Raw genomic sequence first — 15,436 nt, 5'->3', positions numbered from 1 at the left:
ATCGCTGGGCTCGGTGGCCGAGGTGACCGCTGTGGTGGCCCGCAGACTTTCGCTGACCGTGCGCGCGGAGCAGGACCGAACCGGTGGGGTCATTCCGTCCGCTCGACGCCGCGAACTGGCCGAAGAGCTGATCGCAGCGGAAGTCCGGATCCGTCTTTCCGCAGTTGGACAGAGGAGTGGGACCGGACTTGCGGATGAGGCCGCGGCGCTGGAGAAGTCCGTCACTGACGCCCTGTGCGCGATGGGCGGTCTCCAGCCGTACCTCGATATGCCGGATGTCGAGAACATCAATGCCACAGGCAGCGACCAGGTCTTTCTCCGTTTCTCTGACGGCCGGCGGGAGCGCGGAGCCTTCCCCGTCGCAGACAGCGATGCGGACCTGATCGACCTGATCCGCACGGCCGCCGCGCGCGTCGGGCACGAGGAGCGACGGTTCGACCGGGGCGCCCCGATGCTGTCGCTCCAGCTCCCCGACGGTTCACGACTGTTCGCGGTCATGGCGGTGACGAAGAGGCCCTGCATCAGTGTCCGCAGGCATCGCTACCCGAAGGCGACCTTGTCGGATCTAGTCGCTCTCGGCACTGTGGACGCAGGTCTTGCGGCGTTCCTCTCGGCCGCTGTCCGCGCGAAGCTCAACATCCTTATTGCTGGTGGGACCGGTGCGGGCAAGACCACCATGCTTCGCGCACTCGCCTCTGAGATGGACCCGACAGAACGGCTCGTCACCATCGAGGATGCCCTCGAACTCGGCCTGGACACCGACCCGGACCGACACTGGGACGTCGTCCCCATGCAGGCCCGCGAGGCGAACTCCGAAGGCCGCGGGGTCATCTCCCAAGCCGAACTCGTCCGTGCGGGCCTGCGGATGTCGCCGGACCGAGTCATCGTCGGCGAGATTCGCGGTGCCGAGGTCATCCCTATGTGCAACGCGATGTCGCAGGGCAACGACGGCTCCATGGCCACACTGCACGCCTCGACGTCGAGGGGCGTATTCGCCAAGCTCGCGGCGTACGCGGCGCAAGCTCCGGAGCGGCTTGACCTGCCGTCGACCAACTTGCTCGTAGCGAACGCTCTACACCTGGTTGTTCAGCTGGATCAGGCTCCAGACGGTACACGTGTTGTGTCGTCGGTTCTGGAAATCACCGGCGCCGACGGCGCGATGGTGGTCGCGAACGAGATCTTCCGGCCTGGTCCCGATCGTCGCGCGGTTCCGGCCACTCCGCCTTCCCGGCTGGCGCAGCTGGAGCGCGCGGGCTTCGACCCGGCGACGTTCCGGAGGCTCCGATGAACGTCGGAGCTATCGGAGTGCTCTGCGGTACTACGGTGGGTCTCGGCCTTGCTTGCGGATTCGCGGCGTTTCGTACCAAGCCCCCGACACGACGGTTCAGACTCGGCCGACGGTTCACGCTGGTCGGGCTGAAGGGCCAGTCTCGGAAGCTGGCTGCATGTATCGGCGCCGGCGTCGCCACTGGCCTGGTCACAGGCTGGCCTGTCGCGGCTTTGGCCGGTGGTCTCGCGGCGTGGTGGCTTCCCGCCCTGCTCGGGCCCGATCGGTCGACGGCCAGAGAACTCGCCCGCACTGAAGCGGTGGCGACGTTCACGGAGATGCTGCGTGACACGTTGTCCGCAGCGTCAGGCATCGGCCAGGCCGTTCGCTCGTCATGCGCTGCTGCCCCAGAGGCAATTGCTGGAGAAGCCCGCGGGCTGGCTCGCCGGATCGATGATCAGCAAGATCTCGCCGCAGCCCTGGTGACCTTCGCTGACGAGCTCCGCGACCCGACGGCGGACATCGTCGTGGTCTGTTTGGTCCACGCGATCAGGAACAGCGCGCAAGATCTGGCCGGGCTGCTGGGCTCGCTTGCCGTTACAGCTCGCACGCTTGCTGCGCAGCGTAAGCGCGCACAAGCCGCTCGAGTCCAGGTTCGTACCAGCGTCCGCATCGTTACGTGCGTGACGGCTGGCATGCTCGCCGGGCTGTTCGTGCTGGACCGATCCTTCCTGTCCCCCTACGGCTCTGCGAGCGGGCAGTTCGTTCTTGCCTGTGGTCTCGCACTGTTCGCTGCGGGCTACGTCTGGCTCTGGCGTATGGCCAAGCCACGAGCCAAGAAGCGCTTGCTGACGCGTATGGACCATGTACAGGAGACCCCATCGTGGTGGTGATGTTGGCAGGCGCACTGTTTGGCGCAGGACTGATGGTTGGGTGGCTGGCCTTCCGGCTGCCGGCGGAGGCTTCGGCGACATGCGAACTCGCCGACGACACCATGTACGCGGACGCCGAGTGGCTCGCGCGCATGGGTCGGCCGCTCGCCCGAAAGCTGATCGTTCTCGGATTGCCGCGTGACTCGATCCGGCGAGACCTGGTGGTCTTGGACCGCGTCCCCGAGGTCCACCTTGCGGCTCAGACAGCGGCCACGCTCGCAGGCTTTCTGCTGTCCTGGCTTCTTCAATCGGTCCTCGACTTTTCACTGCCGTTCACAGGCTTTCTCTCGATCGCCGTCGCCGGGGTCTTCTGGTACCTCGTCGATGCGGACGCCACAGCGAAGGCGGCGGAGGCCCGCGCTGATGCCCTCGCCGATCTGTCGGTCTTCCTGGACGTCACCGTCAATGCGCTCGCGGCCGGTACGGGCGTCGAGCAGGCACTGGGCGGAGCATCAGAGATCGGCGACTCTCCGGCGTTCGAGCGTCTTCGCCACGCACTGGATGTCGCATTCCTGTCTCGTTTGCCGATTCACCAGGTCTTTGCCGAGCTCGGCACGACTCTTGGACTGGCGGAGATCACCGACCTGGCGGCTTCGCTGCAACTGGCAGGGGCGGAAGGCGCGAAGATCCGCACTTCGCTCGCTGCCAAGGCCGAGGCGATCCGCGCCAAGATCCTCGCCGACGAGGAGGCCGAGGCGGCGGCCACGACCGAACGCATGACGGTCCCGATCGCTCTGCTGATGACCGGCTTCCTCGTCCTCATCGGTTATCCAGCCATGGCCAGTGCCCTGTCGGCGCTGTGACCAGCACTAATCAACACGGGAGAAGAACTATGATCGCGAAGATTCGCAGCTTGGCTGACAAGGCGCGGGGCCGCCTGGTCATGCTCGCCCACGACGACCGAGGCAGCGGGATCGCCGAGAACGTCGTCATGATCGGGATCTTCGTCGCCATCGCGGTGATCGTCGGCAAGCTCTTCGGCGACGCGATCGTGACCGAGGCCGGGAAGGTCGCGAACCAGATCACGGGGCAGTGACGTCGCCGTGGCGGAACGACGAGGGCTCCGCAGCGGCCGAGATGACGCTCATGGCGCCGTTGCTGGTCCTGCTCGTCGTGGCCGTGGTCCAGTTCGGGGTGTGGCTGCACGCGACACACACGGCCCAGGCCATCGCGGCTCAAGCACTTCAGACAGCTCGCGTGAGTGAAGGGACCGCCGTTGCCGGTCGCGAGCAGGCGGAGGCGCTCTTGACCGCAGCCGGACGCCGCTTGGTTCTGCACTCAAGCGTGGACGTGGTCCGCGATGCGCAGCGGGCTCGCGTGACGATTCACGGCCAGGCCCAGCAGGTGCTGCCTTTTCTGAGCCTTCCAGTGAACGTCTCGGTCGCCGGGCCGGTCGAGCGTCTGACGACGGCGGGCTGACGTGCGGCGATATTGGCTTGCGGACGATGGCAGCGTGACAGTCCAGACCGTGTTCGCGGTTCCGGTGCTGATCAGTGTTCTTCTTTTTGTGGTCGTGTGCGGGCGGCTTGTCGAGACGAGGCTCCGTGTCGACTCCGCGGCGCAGGACGCGGCGCGAGCAGCATCGCTCGCCCGGTCGTCGCAGGACGCCCAGACGGTCGCGCGTGGCGCGGTTGCTGGGGACCTCGGCGGTGGTGGACCGAACTGCGGCACCTACACAGTGACCACCGACACCACCGACTTTCGACCGGGTGGCTCGGTCCGCGTGTCCGTGAGGTGCGCGGCCACGATGAGCGGCCTCTCTGGCCTCGGCCTGCCGGGCGTCGTGGGCGTGAACTCCCACGCGGCGAGTCCGATCGATCAATACCGAGGAATCACATGATCGACCTTCGTCGTGATGACGGAAGCGCTACCGCCTTCGTCGTTGTCATCGTTCCGGCGTTGCTCCTGGTCGCCGGCTTGGTCCTGGACCTCGGATTGGCCATGAACGCCCGGGTCCATGCGCTCGCTGTCGCAGAGGAAGCGGCGCGAACGGGCGCCGGTGCGCTCGACCCCGTTGAGCTTCGCCATGGCGGCCGCCCCTCGCTGGATCCGACGCGCGCTGAGGCCGCGGCTCGCTCGTACCTCGCCGGAGCTGGCGAGGGCGGGACCGTCAGCGCCAGCGCGAACCTGGTGACGGTCACCGTAAAGCTTCAACAGCCCACCGAGCTGCTCCGGCTGATCGGCCTCAAGAGCTTCAGCATCGCCGGGACCGCCACTGCGGTTCCGGCGATGTCGATCGCGAATCCCGCCGGGAGCACGCCGTGACGAATCGATTCCTTCGGTCTGGCGCGGCCGGCGCGGCCCTACTCACCAGTGTGCTCGGGCTGCCGTACGTCCTGCTCGCTTATATCGGGAGCCCGCTTCCGGCCAAGGCGCCTTCTCCGGCGCGGATGGCCTGGTGGCTGAAGAGCGGGCAGTTCGATGATCGTGCTGCCGTCGTTGTGCTTGCCTATGTGCTTTGGGCCTGCTGGGCGATCTTCATCGTCCAGGTTGCGGCGCAGCTCCCGGGTGCGGTTCGTGCTGCCGTCCGGGTGCGGCACGGCGGGCAGCCGCAGACTGGCCGAACTCGAAGCCTCGTCGGTGGCGGCGTGGTTCAGGTCCTTCTCACCGCGCTGCTGGTGACGCTCTTTGTCCCCCGTAGCGCCGTGGCTGCGACATCCGTCGGGCTGGTCGGCGCCTCGGGCTCGATGGATGCTCGTCCGGCGGCCGTAGGCTTGCCGGTGCCTGGCGCCGAGTCCAGCAAAGCTGGAGAGCAGACGGTTCGGGTTCATGTCGTCGAGCGCGGCGACAATCTGTGGGACATCGCAGCTACCTACCTCGGCGACCCGAACCGCTGGCCAGAGATCTATGAGAAGAACGTCGGCATCCCGCAGCCTGACGGTCTGGTGCTGACGAATCCCGACGTCGTTCAGCCCGGCTGGACGCTCACGATGCCCGTGGCAGCCGACGCGGCCAAGCAGGGACCTGCGTATGTGCCCAGCCAGGTACCGCAAGCCAGTGATGTCGTCCCGAACAACGACGAGCATTCTTCAACCGCACCGACCACGAGTCCAAACGAGCCAAACCGATCGGCTGAGGCTCGGCAGTCGGCGGCGTTCGCGGAAGCGGGGCGGGTGCAGGCCGCGCCTCGGGATCGCGTCGCGATCAGCTTGGGAGCCGACGGGTACGTGGGTATCGGACTCGCGGCCGGCATCGCGGCGGCTCTGACTGCGGGTCGTCTGCGTCGGCGGGCTCGCGCTCGTGCTCAGTTCCCGATCCCGCTTGATGGTGTTCCTGCTGACGGTGGGGTGGGGCGGACGTGCTCGCGGAGCTGGAACGTGCGCATCTGCTGACCCTTGCGCCGCCAGACCACGGTTACGTCCAGGACGAAGACGACCCGTACCTCACCGAGTGGGTTGTTGCGGAACCGCTTGTACTGCTTGACCGGTCCACGGATGGCTATGGGCTGCCCACTCTGAAAATGTCAGCGGAGCAGGAAGTAGCCAGGACTCGCAAGGATCTGGAGGCGCCGACTGAGCTTGCATGGGGCATCGGACCCCGCGGCGATTCGGTGCTGTTCGTGCCTGAGGACGCTGCTCGCCGTGGCTTGTCGGTTGAGGGGGATGGAGCGGAGGCCGCCCTTCGGGCGTTCATCGTGGCTGCGTCGGCTGCCGAGGGAGTTCCGGACTGCGGTACCGCAACTCGCGTCCTCACCACGACGGCCGTCGCCGAGTGCGTATTCGGGACCGCGGATCTGCCGGGCGTGCCGCACGTCGAGACTCGGGTAGACCTTTCGGCTGCCCTGAGCGATGTCGAAGACGAGATCAGCGAGCGTCGGACGCTGCTCCGGTCCTTAGGGCTGCGCAATGCGGCGGACGTCCGGCGGTTCAAGTCCGACCACCTGATGCAGCCGCTTCTGCTGGTCACGTTGCCGCCGACTGAGGCTGACGATGTACGTCTCACTGACGTGATCGAGGCTGGCCGCGCTCTCGACATCCACGCCGTGGTTCTCGGCCCGCTTTCTGGAGCGTCCGAGGTGTGCCTAGAGGCCGACGGCGCGACCCAGGCCAAGGGAACGGCACCAAGCTTCGACGGCACCCGTGCCTTCCATATGTCGATCGCCACGGCTCAAGAAGCCCTCGGTGTCCTCCACCAAGCCACACCAGCGGCCCACCCACCAGCCGAGGCCGAAACTCAGCCGACGGTTCCGCTACAGCGAACCGCAGCCAAGATCCGAGTTTTCGAGCCCGCTCCCTTCCAGCAGCCACCGGTACGCATCGAAGTCTTTGACGGCCTCGGCGTCGTCGTCAACGGTTGCGACATCAGCGGTCGTTTCCGCCCTCGGCTTCGGACGCTGCTGTCCTATCTCGCACTGCACCCGGCCGGCGCCCCTCGCGAGTACCTGCTTCAGGAGGTCTTCGCCCTGGAGGTCACCACCAAGACCCGGCACAAGTTCTCCACCGAGCTGTCCGAGATCCGCCGTGCCCTGCGTGCCGTGTCGCCTGACCTCACCGATGCGTCGTTCGTCGACGACGATCCGCGCACCCAGCGGCTTCGATTCGAGGCAGCGGCGATCACGACCGACCTCGAGTTGTTCACACGGTCGCTTGCGGCCGCGAACACCGCAGAGCCAGCCACACAGGTCGACCACCTCACCGAGGCGGTTCGCCTCTACCGTGGCCCGATTCTCCCGCTCATCGAAGCCGACTGGGCCGAACCCATCCGCGAACAGCAGCGCCGCCGCGCGTTGGATGCCTACCACCGGCTCGCGCAGCTCGTCGAGCCCTCGGACGTCGCGTATGCGATCCACTTGCTCGAAAACGCGATCGATGTCGATCGCTACAACATCGAGACGTACCAGTGCCTCATGCGGACGCAAGCGGCGGTCGCCGATACGACTGGTGTCCGCCGCACGTTTGAGTTACTCAGCATCCATATGGAGGAGTTAGACGAGGACGTTGACCAGGGGTCCCGAGACCTCTACAACCAGCTCGTTGGAGAGGAGCTGCGGCCGGCTGTGAGGACTATCAGCCAGCAGGGCCGCTAGTCCACCATCGAAACGGCCTGTCCATATTTCGCCCCGATGAACCGGTTTCGCACTGGTTCATCCGTGTTGCTCACTTGAATCTCCGTGGCCTGCGAAGCTACGGTAGATACCGACAAAACAAAACAAAGACCCCGGCGGTGCTGGTAACACCCCGGGGCGTGGCACAAGGAGTAGTAGCTCCCGATGCGTGTTCATGGTACCCGGCAAACCGGGTTCTTTACGAAGGTTCCGAACGCCACAGCGCGTGATCACGGGCTGTCGTTCGCGGCTCGTGGCCTGCTGGCCTACCTGCTTTCCCTTCCCGACGGCGCCCGCGAGGACGTCAAGACCCTGGCGAACAAGTCGGTCGAGGGACGCGGTGTGATCACCCGCGCGCTGAATGAGCTGGAGTCCCGTGGCTACATGACGCGGGCGAAGACTCGTGATGATGACGGCCGCATTCACACCCAAGTCGAGGTCTTTGCGGACCGCGGAGGGGCATCAAGGCCGGTGGTACCGGCGCCCGTCTCGCCGGGAACCGGTACGCCAGGCGGCGGGAAGTCGGGAATCAAAACCGAAGAGACTGGGGTAGAAGATTCCCTCCCTCCCCAGGTCCCGCTGACGGATCCAGTCGCCGACACCTCGGCGTCAGGGCGGGCGGGAGGTGAACTCTCAAGAGCCCTCTCCTTGCTCGTGCAGGTGGCCAAGGACGAACCGCGCCTTCATCTTGCTGCGGGCGAGGCTGGAGAGCTGGCAGCGCTCGTTGACCGCTGGCTGGCGAGAGGCGCGACGCCGGGTCACGTGACCAGCGCTCTGACCTCGGGGCTTCCGCCGCGAGTGCACCAGGCCGCCGCTCTGGTCCGGCACCGGCTCACCGCGAAGATGCCGCCCGAGCGTTCGAAGCAAGCGCTGGGTGTCACGTGGCATGAGTGCGCTGAGTGTCGGGTTCCGATGCGAGCTGAAGGGCTGTGCGGTGATTGCTCGCATGCCGGCCCCCAGGCCGCTCCGACCGCTCTGAGGAAAGGTGGCCGGGTCGGGTTCGAGCTTGCCCGTGCTCAGCTCCGCTGACGGCTCCAGGTGGCTCGGCGCTGACACATATGCCGCTCATTCACGTCAGCGTGGGCCCCCAACAGCCTCAAACGCCAGCTCCCACGGGAACGTCTCCAGCCGATCACCACCGGTCCCTGCCGGATGTGGCATGAACCCACCGTCGCCTACGAGCACCGTGACACCCTCCTCTCTCAGGGACTCCACCGAACGCCCGAACACCCGGTTCGCCGCGAGGGAGGCGTTGACGAAGGGCAGCACGGCGATCGGGATACCGGACGGCGTCAGCTCCGCCAGTAACCCGAGGGCGTGCGTATCCGCGATGCCCGCCGCCCACTTGTTGATCGTGTTGTAGGTCGCAGGTGCCACGATCACCGCGTCGGCCATCGGCAACTTCCCGAGCTCTCCCGGCTGTCGGTATCGAGCCCGAATCGGGTGGCCCGTCAGCGCCTCCAAACTGGGCACGTCGAGGAAGTCCATCGCGCTCGGGGTCGGGGCCAGCCACACATCCCATCCGCCGGCCTGAGCCAGCTTCACCAGCCGGTCAACCATCGGTGCAGGACCTGCCGCGCACGGGATCACATAGAGAACTCGGGTCACGCTTGTACTCCAGCACGGCGGGCGAGAGCACGCAGGTCGGCACTCGGGTTACGGCTCGGCGCGTTGACCAGATCAGCGATCAGAGACTTGCTTCCAGGCCGACACCTCGCCTCCTCTGGCGCGATCCGCTCGGCGGCCAGCAGAACAGTCTCCGCCTCGGTGTAGCGGCCGAGTTGGTGGTAGGCCAACGAGAGATCGAGGCCGAACGTCCCGCGTCGCTCGCGCGGCATCAGCGCCACAGCGGCGCGGTCGATGCCATCTGCGTGTTGCACCGCCTCGCCTGGACGACCGAGACGAACCAGTGCGGACACCCGGTGCAGGTCGACATTAGTTGGCCCGAATGCCGTCTCTTTGTCGCTTGCGCCGGACGCGAAGCGCCACTGCGCGACTTCGCTCGCTTCGTTGTGCATCGCCAATGCGGTGTGTGCGTCGCCGTACTTCGCTGCCGCGATCTCTGCCGCGAGCAGCACCATGCCGTACATCGCGGCAACTTCGAGCGTCGACGTGGCGACCTCTGGCTGCATCCGTGCAGCCATCGCCAACAGGGCATCCAGCGCGGCCTCGGTACGACCGAGATTGGTCATCGCGCGCGACACCGCGCGGGTAGCGCGGGCAAGGGTGTACAGGTCGTCCGTGGCCTGGGCCGCGACCATCCCTCGGTCCGCAGCCAGCCACGCAGTCTGATCCGCGCCAAGCTTCAACAAGGTCGAGCTCGCGATCCGGTACACCTTGACGAGCACCCGGATGGAATCGATACCTGGTTGTCCCTTCGCCGCACGTTGTGCCTCGATCAACAGCTTGGGCAGGTCGCGGCCGATGCTGGAGAACCGCGAGGCCAGGAAGGCTTCGTCGAGGAAGTTGACCCTCTTGGCGAGGTCGGCTGGCTGGGGATGTTCAAGAGCGTTCACTGGTGCCCCGAGTATCACCTCGTAGTGCTCCAAGGCGCCGGTGATCGCGGCGATTTCCGCAGCATCCGGCGTGCGGGTCGCTCGCTCGGCTTCCACCGGATCGGTGAGAGCTTGGACGGTCACCCCGAGCGCCTGCGCTACGCGCTCCAAAAGCGGCAGCCGTGTGAGTTCGCGTTGGCCGTTCTCGATGGCCTTGACCCAGGAAGGCGACCGTTCGACGCGGGAAGCGAATGTCGTCCGGTCGAGCCCGCGTCTTATGCGCCAGTACCTGACCCGCTCACCGGTGCGGTTGCTCATCGGGATTCCTGTCACGCCAAGTAATGCTGCCGTGCATCCAGCGTATCAACGGACACACTTTGTAGCCGCCGGACCGCCCGCGCCGTCCTAGCTTCAGGTCGAACAGCCCTCTGATATGCGAAGGAGTGTCGCCTGTGAGCGATCCCCGGAATGTGGCAGCAGCTCTGACCGAAGCGTAACTCGACATCGTTCAGGTTCGTCTGGTGCCTGCATGCCCCTCTTCCAACGCGTCGCCGACAGCGACCACACCGTGCCTGCCGAGGTACTGCGCGGTTGATCACCGCACATCTGTCCGACCAGCTTCGAATCCGCAACGAGGTACCCGTGGATACTCAAATCCAGCCCGCTTCCGCAGCTCTTTCTCAGCAGCGTGCAGCGCGCGAGGCCAGCGAACCCGCGCGCGTTCAAGCGTGGCCCAGCAGCGTAGACGAGCCCGTAACCGCAACTTGCCGCTGCGAGACGCCGATGCAGTTGGCGGGTGCGGCATGAGGGGCCCGGAGGAAATCAGGGCCTTTCTGTCCCAGCACAATGACGGGCGGGTGGTCGGCCAGGTGCCGGCGATGTTCGGTGTCACGGTGACTGAGGCCGAGGCGGAGTTCCAGCGTCGGTTGCTGTCCGCGGGCCACACCAGCAGTTACCTGGCATTGCTAGGGCTGGCGGCGACGCTGACCTTCGATGCTGGAGAGTACTTCCCCAGTAGTGAGCAGGCCCGCCGCGACCTGAGCGAGTGGCATGGCTATCACCGGGGTCTGCAGACCGCGTTGGCCTGCTTGGTGATGTACGAGACCGGCAGCAACCCGCAGCAAGCTGCGTTACAGGTCGCCGAGCACACCGAAACGTTGATCCGCTGCCGGTGGACCAACCGGCCCACTCCGGGTGGTGGGTGAGCCATGCAGGTCTGGTCCAGGGGGTTCGCCGGTCGGCCGGAGTGCCTGAGTGAGGTCCGCTGCTTCATCCTCGCCGTTCTCGGCGACTGCGATACCGCGCACGTCGTCGCGCTGATCGCCGACGAGCTGGTTGCCAACGCCATCAAGCACACGGCCAGCGGCGGACCTGGAGGGGAACTCGTCCTGCGGCTGACCAGGTTCGCCGACCGGTGCCGGGTGCGCGTTGACGACCAGGGCGGGTCCACCATGCCTGCGGTCCGCGTCGCCGAGGACGACGAGGAGGCCGGGCGAGGCCTGACCATTGTCGCGCTTTTGTCCGCCCACTGGGGCGTGGACGGCGACGAGAAGGCCCGCTCGGTCTGGGCCGAGATCACCTTTGACGAGGTCGCGGCGATACCCGGGCCGCCGGCCAATGGCCTTCCCCGCGAGTTGAGAACTAGACGAGAGGTCGGTATGGCGATGGACGACAGGACGCGTTGATGGCGTTGCACGTTGACTACACGGCCGAGCGGGCCTTCGCGCGGATCATCGGCGGTCTGCGGTCCGCCCGCCTGGACGCCGGGCTCTCCCAGAACGCGCTCGCCGCCGGCATGCCGGTTCGGGGCCGGGCCATCTCCGAGTGGGAGACCCGGGCAGTAGAGCCGACGCTGGGGCACCTGATCCAGTGGGCGCGCGAACTCGGTCGGCGGCTGGTGATCGTCGGGCGGGACGGCGAACTGCGGGTGGGTCCGGTGCGCCAGCGGCCCGGCGAGACCTTCGAGATCTTCGAGCGGCGGCGGTTGGCGGTGCCGCTGCGCAATCGCCGCCTGGCCCTGGGGATGGCCCAGGGGGAACTCGGTGCCCTGGTGGGCGTCAGCCGGGACTCGATCCAGCGTTGGGAGCTGGTCCGGGTGCCACCGAGGCCGATCGCGCATGTGGTGTGGGCCCAGAAACTCGGCTGTTCGCTGGACATCCTGGTCGTCCCTGATGGTGCCCGACGCGTCCGCCGAACCGGTTTTGCACCGGCTGGACTAGCTGGGTCCACTCTCGAACGTCCAGGGTTGCGTGTTCAGCGGCTTGGGCTATAGCCCATATGGGAGTGCTAAATGAGGACTGAGAACGGCCACCTGTTCTAAGTGCCTTATTATCGCTCTACGCGGGTGGGCTGCGCGTGCCGTAGGTGGAGGGCGAGATGGAGTCCGGCATCATCAATAGGGCTGCTAGTGATGCTGGAAATTGATGATGCAGCGAAGCGCGCCTTCGAGCAGGTCATTGGCAAACTAAGGTCAGTCCGTCGGAGCGCCCGGATTTCGCAAGCTGCGTTGTCGCATCACATCGGGGTCCTCGGCAAGACGATCTCCGAGTGGGAGAACCTGCGGTTGGATCCCACCTTGGTGAACCTGACACGCTGGTCTGATGCGCTTGGCTGGTGCCTGGTGGTCATCGGCCCGGACGGCAAGGTGTTGCTGCCCGAGCCTCTGTGGTTGCTTCCAGGCGAGACGAGGGATTCGTTCGGGCTGCGGCGACTCGCCGGACCATTGAAAAGTCGTCGCCAGGATTTGCCGTCGAGTCAAAAAGGCCTTGGTCGGCTCGTCGGCGTCAGCGGGTCGTCGATCTCGTATTGGGAGCTGGTTCGCATCCCTCCACGATCGATCGCACAGTTCGTTTGGGCGCAGAAGCTTGGGTGCTCTATTGCTTTGTGGCCCAACGAGCTCAGCGGTACGGGACCGTACTCAAGGTACGGTCCCGTACCGCGCATTGAATCAGGGGGCTAGCTGGTCTGAGAGGACGGGTGCAGCCCGTTCCGAGATCCGATCCGCATGCTCTGGCTCTCCGGCAGCGCGGAGGTAGGTCCAGACAGCTGACGCCTTGCCGTTCCCGACTCCCATTCTTGCGCGGAGAGCGTCGCGTGTTGGCGGGACGCCGTCCTCTGCCAGTCCTGCCAGGGCTTTGCGTCCCAGTTCGACTAGGGCCGGGTCTAGTTCGGCCACGCTGGCGGTACGGGACTGGTCCGGAGATCGGTACGCCCGCGGTCCGTCCGGGACGAGCGCGGCGATGTGAAATCGCGAAGTGGGTACAGCGCGGTCCAGCGTGTGATCGACGGGCCCGCTATGCAGAGCCTTCGGATCGGTGCCCCGGTTCCGCTGCCCGATGGCGGCCGTCCCGGACCCGTCGGCGGTACGCGGGATCCGAGACCGAAAGTTCCGGACGCATGCGATCAGGAGATGAGACCCGAAGCCGATCGCGCCGACGGGAAGCGAGGTGATGATGAGGACGAGGACGGGGTGAAGCGGGCCGTTGGTTTGACCGCCGGCGCGGATAACGCCGCAGCCGTGGAGGAAGTTCAGCAGCAGTGAGGCGGCGGTGGTGATGGCGCCGACGGTGACGGCGTAGCGATGGGCCGCTGCCTTGTTCTTCAGCCAGATCGCGGCGGCGGTGGCGACGGCAATGAGGCCATCGACGGCCCAGGGGTCACGTGAGGCGGCTGCCGGACTTTGGTGGATCGCGAGGAAGGCGTCGCGGAGGGGGCCGTAGGAGCCGAGGAACCCGATGAGGACGATGGTTGCGACGGCCGAGGTCAGGAGGGCCAACGAGATGAGGGCGCAGACGTTCCAGGTCTCGGCTGTGGTTGTGGTGCGGTGGGGAGTCAAGAGCGATGCCGTTTCGTGCGGAGGGGTCGGGGTTGAGGGGCACGACATGCTCAGTCCGACATGGCGAGGCTGAGCAGAACGGCGGCGGGAGTGAACCCGTCTGCGGTGATCGCCGCCTCTACGGCTGGGTGACCGGGGTTGACGCGGTGGACCACGAAGACTGACGTCCCAGACTTGTTGCGGCGGATGAAGTCGAACACACGGTTGCCGTCAGGGCTGATCCAGCGGCGCATCTGGACCGGTTCGTTGGCGTAGCTCGCGCTCTGCCAGTCGTGATACGCGAGCGAGACACCGACGAAGGCAGAGCTCAGGTCTGGGGCATCCGGCTGGGCGCCATACGTGGTTGCGGCGTTGATCGCTGCGGCGAGTGCGGCGGGGGACAGGTTCTCTGCTTCGACGCTCCAGCCGCTACAGCAGATGTCGGCTGAGCTCTGGCCTGTGCTGGACACGGTGGCGGTCAGGGTGACCTTCGAGTGCGGGCTGGTCCAGCAGGTCGAGAGGTAGATGGTGGCCCCCTCGGCCATCTCGGCGGGCACGTCGCGTGTCCAGTCGGGGGGAAGCACGAGCGTGACTTCGTTGATCCATGCGGCGCAGAAGGCAACGGACATGGATGGCTCCATTCGGGATCGAGCGCAGGCAGCCGTGATCGGCTCAGGAGCCTGCGGAAAGAGGGTGGGACGCGCAGCGTCGGCTGCGCAGAGGACGGGCCTACGAGGCGGCGAGCAGTCCTGTCGCGCGTGGCGTGCGACGCGCGGTCCGTTGATCCGGGAGAATCGGAGCAGGGTCCATGGGTACTCCAGTCATGATTTAGACGGTCGGACGGGTGAACTTGCGGTCCTGTTCCTGGTGGACGCGGTTGCCTCCGCGTCCACCAGGGTTTTGAGGCCAGGTGCCTATCCGAGGATTCCTCGAATTCTTTGCGAGATAGCCGATCGTTCTCGGAGCGGCGATCTCTGCTTATTTATATTCTGGCCTTGATGTGCTGTCAGGGCAAGCTCTGGCAGTGTAATTGTTCACCCGTTCAGAGTACGAGATTTGCGTGCCTGGATCGTTGATCGATAATGCCGTACTGGAATGCCTTTGTTTTCCTACTTGTTGATTCTCTCCATTCCTGTTCGACGTCCGCATGCGGCCGCGCGGCTCAGGCGACTCGCGGCCCTCCGGTGAGAGCTCTGATCGTCAGATGCACGATCGTCGGGTCTTGGTACTGCCCCTCAAATAGGTATCGACCTGCTGTTTGATGGCGCCTTGACTGCGCTTTGAGGGGGTCGGGAAGCGGCCCACGGATGGGCCCTCGGGCTGCGCCGTGCGGCGGGCTAGTGGTCTGCGCTTGGTCGAGTCGCGGCGAAGAGGTCATCCGCTGCCAGTGGGTCGAGTCGAATCACGGTGCCTGTTCTCGGCGCGTCGAGAATGACGCCGGCTCCGACGAAGATTCCCACATGGTGTGCGAAACCGCTATTTCCGTAGAAAACCAGATCTCCTGGCTTCAGTGAACTAAGGGGAACGGCTGGTCCGCGTCGGTACTGGTCTGTGGCGGTACGGGGAATGCTGATTCCAGCGCTTGCGTAGGCCGCCATGGTCAATCCCGAACAGTCGTAGCCGGCATCGCCTTTGACCGGTCCGTTGCCGCCCCAGACATACGGGAGGCCAAGCTGCCGGGAGGTGAAGGCGATCGCGGCGGCAGCGGCCGGGTTCGGGGCGCTTTGCTCGGCGGTGGCCAGGATGCCGACCTGCTGATCAGGGCTGAATGCACGCTCGGCTGGAGGTGCGGAAGTGGTCGCGTTCCAGACGGCGGTGAGTGGATTGAGGGCGGCCGAGGCGACGGAGGCTGCGGCGGCACTGGTGAGGACGACGAACATCAGG

The 15,436-nt window shown here is 66.0% G+C and carries 19 protein-coding genes; 14 read left to right on the top strand and 5 right to left on the bottom strand.

The genetic code is table 11. The features are described from left to right. Positions 1-13 precede the first annotated feature (13 nt). From CACI_RS42475 to CACI_RS50800, 10 genes are all read left to right on the top strand, one after another. Positions 14-1,288: a CpaF family protein gene (locus CACI_RS42475; RefSeq protein WP_223297403.1), complete on the top strand. Its 1,275-nt coding sequence runs from the start codon at positions 14-16 to the stop codon at positions 1,286-1,288. A gap of 299 nt (positions 1,289-1,587) precedes the next feature. Beyond that, positions 1,588-2,160 carry a type II secretion system F family protein gene (locus CACI_RS42470; protein WP_049871907.1) on the top strand — a complete coding sequence of 191 codons (573 nt, stop codon included), beginning with the start codon at positions 1,588-1,590 and terminating at the stop codon, positions 2,158-2,160. Next, complete coding sequence (locus CACI_RS42465) at positions 2,160-3,002, top strand: type II secretion system F family protein (RefSeq protein WP_041543937.1); 843 nt, start codon at positions 2,160-2,162, stop codon at positions 3,000-3,002. The genes CACI_RS42470 and CACI_RS42465 overlap by 1 nt, the downstream gene beginning before the upstream one ends. A gap of 29 nt (positions 3,003-3,031) precedes the next feature. Continuing rightward, a complete protein-coding gene (locus tag CACI_RS42460) occupies positions 3,032-3,235 on the top strand; it encodes a hypothetical protein (RefSeq protein ID WP_015797140.1) in 204 nt (67 codons plus the stop codon). Further along, a complete protein-coding gene (locus CACI_RS42455; RefSeq protein WP_015797139.1) occupies positions 3,232-3,618 on the top strand; it encodes a TadE/TadG family type IV pilus assembly protein in 387 nt (128 codons plus the stop codon). Before CACI_RS42460 ends, CACI_RS42455 begins: the two co-directional genes overlap by 4 nt. A 34-nt stretch (positions 3,619-3,652) precedes the next feature. Beyond that, positions 3,653-4,039 (top strand): TadE/TadG family type IV pilus assembly protein, encoded by a 387-nt coding sequence (locus CACI_RS42450; RefSeq protein ID WP_049871906.1) that lies wholly within the window; start codon positions 3,653-3,655, stop codon positions 4,037-4,039. Further along, a complete protein-coding gene (locus tag CACI_RS42445; protein ID WP_015797138.1) occupies positions 4,036-4,464 on the top strand; it encodes a pilus assembly protein TadG-related protein in 429 nt (142 codons plus the stop codon). The genes CACI_RS42450 and CACI_RS42445 overlap by 4 nt, the downstream gene beginning before the upstream one ends. Next, positions 4,461-5,531, top strand: a complete 1,071-nt coding sequence (locus tag CACI_RS42440) for a LysM peptidoglycan-binding domain-containing protein (protein WP_015797137.1) — start codon at positions 4,461-4,463, stop codon at positions 5,529-5,531. The genes CACI_RS42445 and CACI_RS42440 overlap by 4 nt, the downstream gene beginning before the upstream one ends. Continuing rightward, positions 5,498-7,225 (top strand): AfsR/SARP family transcriptional regulator, encoded by a 1,728-nt coding sequence (locus CACI_RS42435; RefSeq protein WP_015797136.1) that lies wholly within the window; start codon positions 5,498-5,500, stop codon positions 7,223-7,225. The genes CACI_RS42440 and CACI_RS42435 overlap by 34 nt, the downstream gene beginning before the upstream one ends. A 183-nt stretch (positions 7,226-7,408) precedes the next feature. After that, positions 7,409-8,272 (top strand): helix-turn-helix domain-containing protein, encoded by an 864-nt coding sequence (locus tag CACI_RS50800; RefSeq protein WP_015797135.1) that lies wholly within the window; start codon positions 7,409-7,411, stop codon positions 8,270-8,272. A 45-nt stretch (positions 8,273-8,317) separates the two neighbouring features. Here CACI_RS50800 and CACI_RS42430 read toward each other — a convergent pair whose 3' ends face one another. Together CACI_RS42430 and CACI_RS42425 are read right to left on the bottom strand one after the other, a co-directional pair. Beyond that, on the bottom strand, positions 8,318-8,833 hold the full coding sequence (locus tag CACI_RS42430) for a flavoprotein (RefSeq protein ID WP_223297700.1): 516 nt from the start codon (positions 8,831-8,833) through the stop codon (positions 8,318-8,320). A 14-nt stretch (positions 8,834-8,847) separates the two neighbouring features. Next, positions 8,848-10,056 carry a helix-turn-helix domain-containing protein gene (locus CACI_RS42425; protein ID WP_015797133.1) on the bottom strand — a complete coding sequence of 403 codons (1,209 nt, stop codon included), beginning with the start codon at positions 10,054-10,056 and terminating at the stop codon, positions 8,848-8,850. 485 nt (positions 10,057-10,541) lie between these two features. Between CACI_RS42425 and CACI_RS42420 the strand changes: the two genes are divergently transcribed. From CACI_RS42420 to CACI_RS50795, 4 genes are all read left to right on the top strand, one after another. After that, complete coding sequence (locus CACI_RS42420; protein WP_015797132.1) at positions 10,542-10,943, top strand: hypothetical protein; 402 nt, start codon at positions 10,542-10,544, stop codon at positions 10,941-10,943. A 3-nt stretch (positions 10,944-10,946) separates the two neighbouring features. Continuing rightward, positions 10,947-11,423, top strand: coding sequence for an ATP-binding protein (locus CACI_RS46910; protein WP_015797131.1), 477 nt, complete (start codon positions 10,947-10,949; stop codon positions 11,421-11,423). Beyond that, positions 11,423-12,010: a helix-turn-helix transcriptional regulator gene (locus CACI_RS42410; RefSeq protein ID WP_015797130.1), complete on the top strand. Its 588-nt coding sequence runs from the start codon at positions 11,423-11,425 to the stop codon at positions 12,008-12,010. Before CACI_RS46910 ends, CACI_RS42410 begins: the two co-directional genes overlap by 1 nt. 138 nt (positions 12,011-12,148) lie before the next feature. Next, a complete protein-coding gene (locus tag CACI_RS50795) occupies positions 12,149-12,697 on the top strand; it encodes a helix-turn-helix domain-containing protein (RefSeq protein ID WP_015797129.1) in 549 nt (182 codons plus the stop codon). On the opposite strand, the gene CACI_RS42405 is transcribed toward CACI_RS50795, so the two are convergent. The 3 genes from CACI_RS42405 to CACI_RS48805 form a co-directional block, all read right to left on the bottom strand. Beyond that, positions 12,686-13,513 carry a DUF2637 domain-containing protein gene (locus CACI_RS42405; protein ID WP_143765626.1) on the bottom strand — a complete coding sequence of 276 codons (828 nt, stop codon included), beginning with the start codon at positions 13,511-13,513 and terminating at the stop codon, positions 12,686-12,688. The two genes, CACI_RS50795 and CACI_RS42405, sit on opposite strands and share 12 nt — an antisense overlap. Before the next feature lie 110 nt (positions 13,514-13,623). Continuing rightward, positions 13,624-14,181, bottom strand: a complete 558-nt coding sequence (locus CACI_RS42400; RefSeq protein WP_015797127.1) for a hypothetical protein — start codon at positions 14,179-14,181, stop codon at positions 13,624-13,626. Positions 14,182-14,889: 708 nt separating this feature from the next. Then, positions 14,890-15,432 (bottom strand): C40 family peptidase, encoded by a 543-nt coding sequence (locus CACI_RS48805; RefSeq protein ID WP_015797126.1) that lies wholly within the window; start codon positions 15,430-15,432, stop codon positions 14,890-14,892. Between the last annotated feature and the right edge of the window lie 4 nt (positions 15,433-15,436).

It is taken from the genome of Catenulispora acidiphila DSM 44928, assembly GCF_000024025.1.
GTDB classification, from domain to species: domain Bacteria; phylum Actinomycetota; class Actinomycetes; order Streptomycetales; family Catenulisporaceae; genus Catenulispora; species Catenulispora acidiphila.
This window is presented reverse-complemented; position numbering and strand designations above follow the sequence as displayed.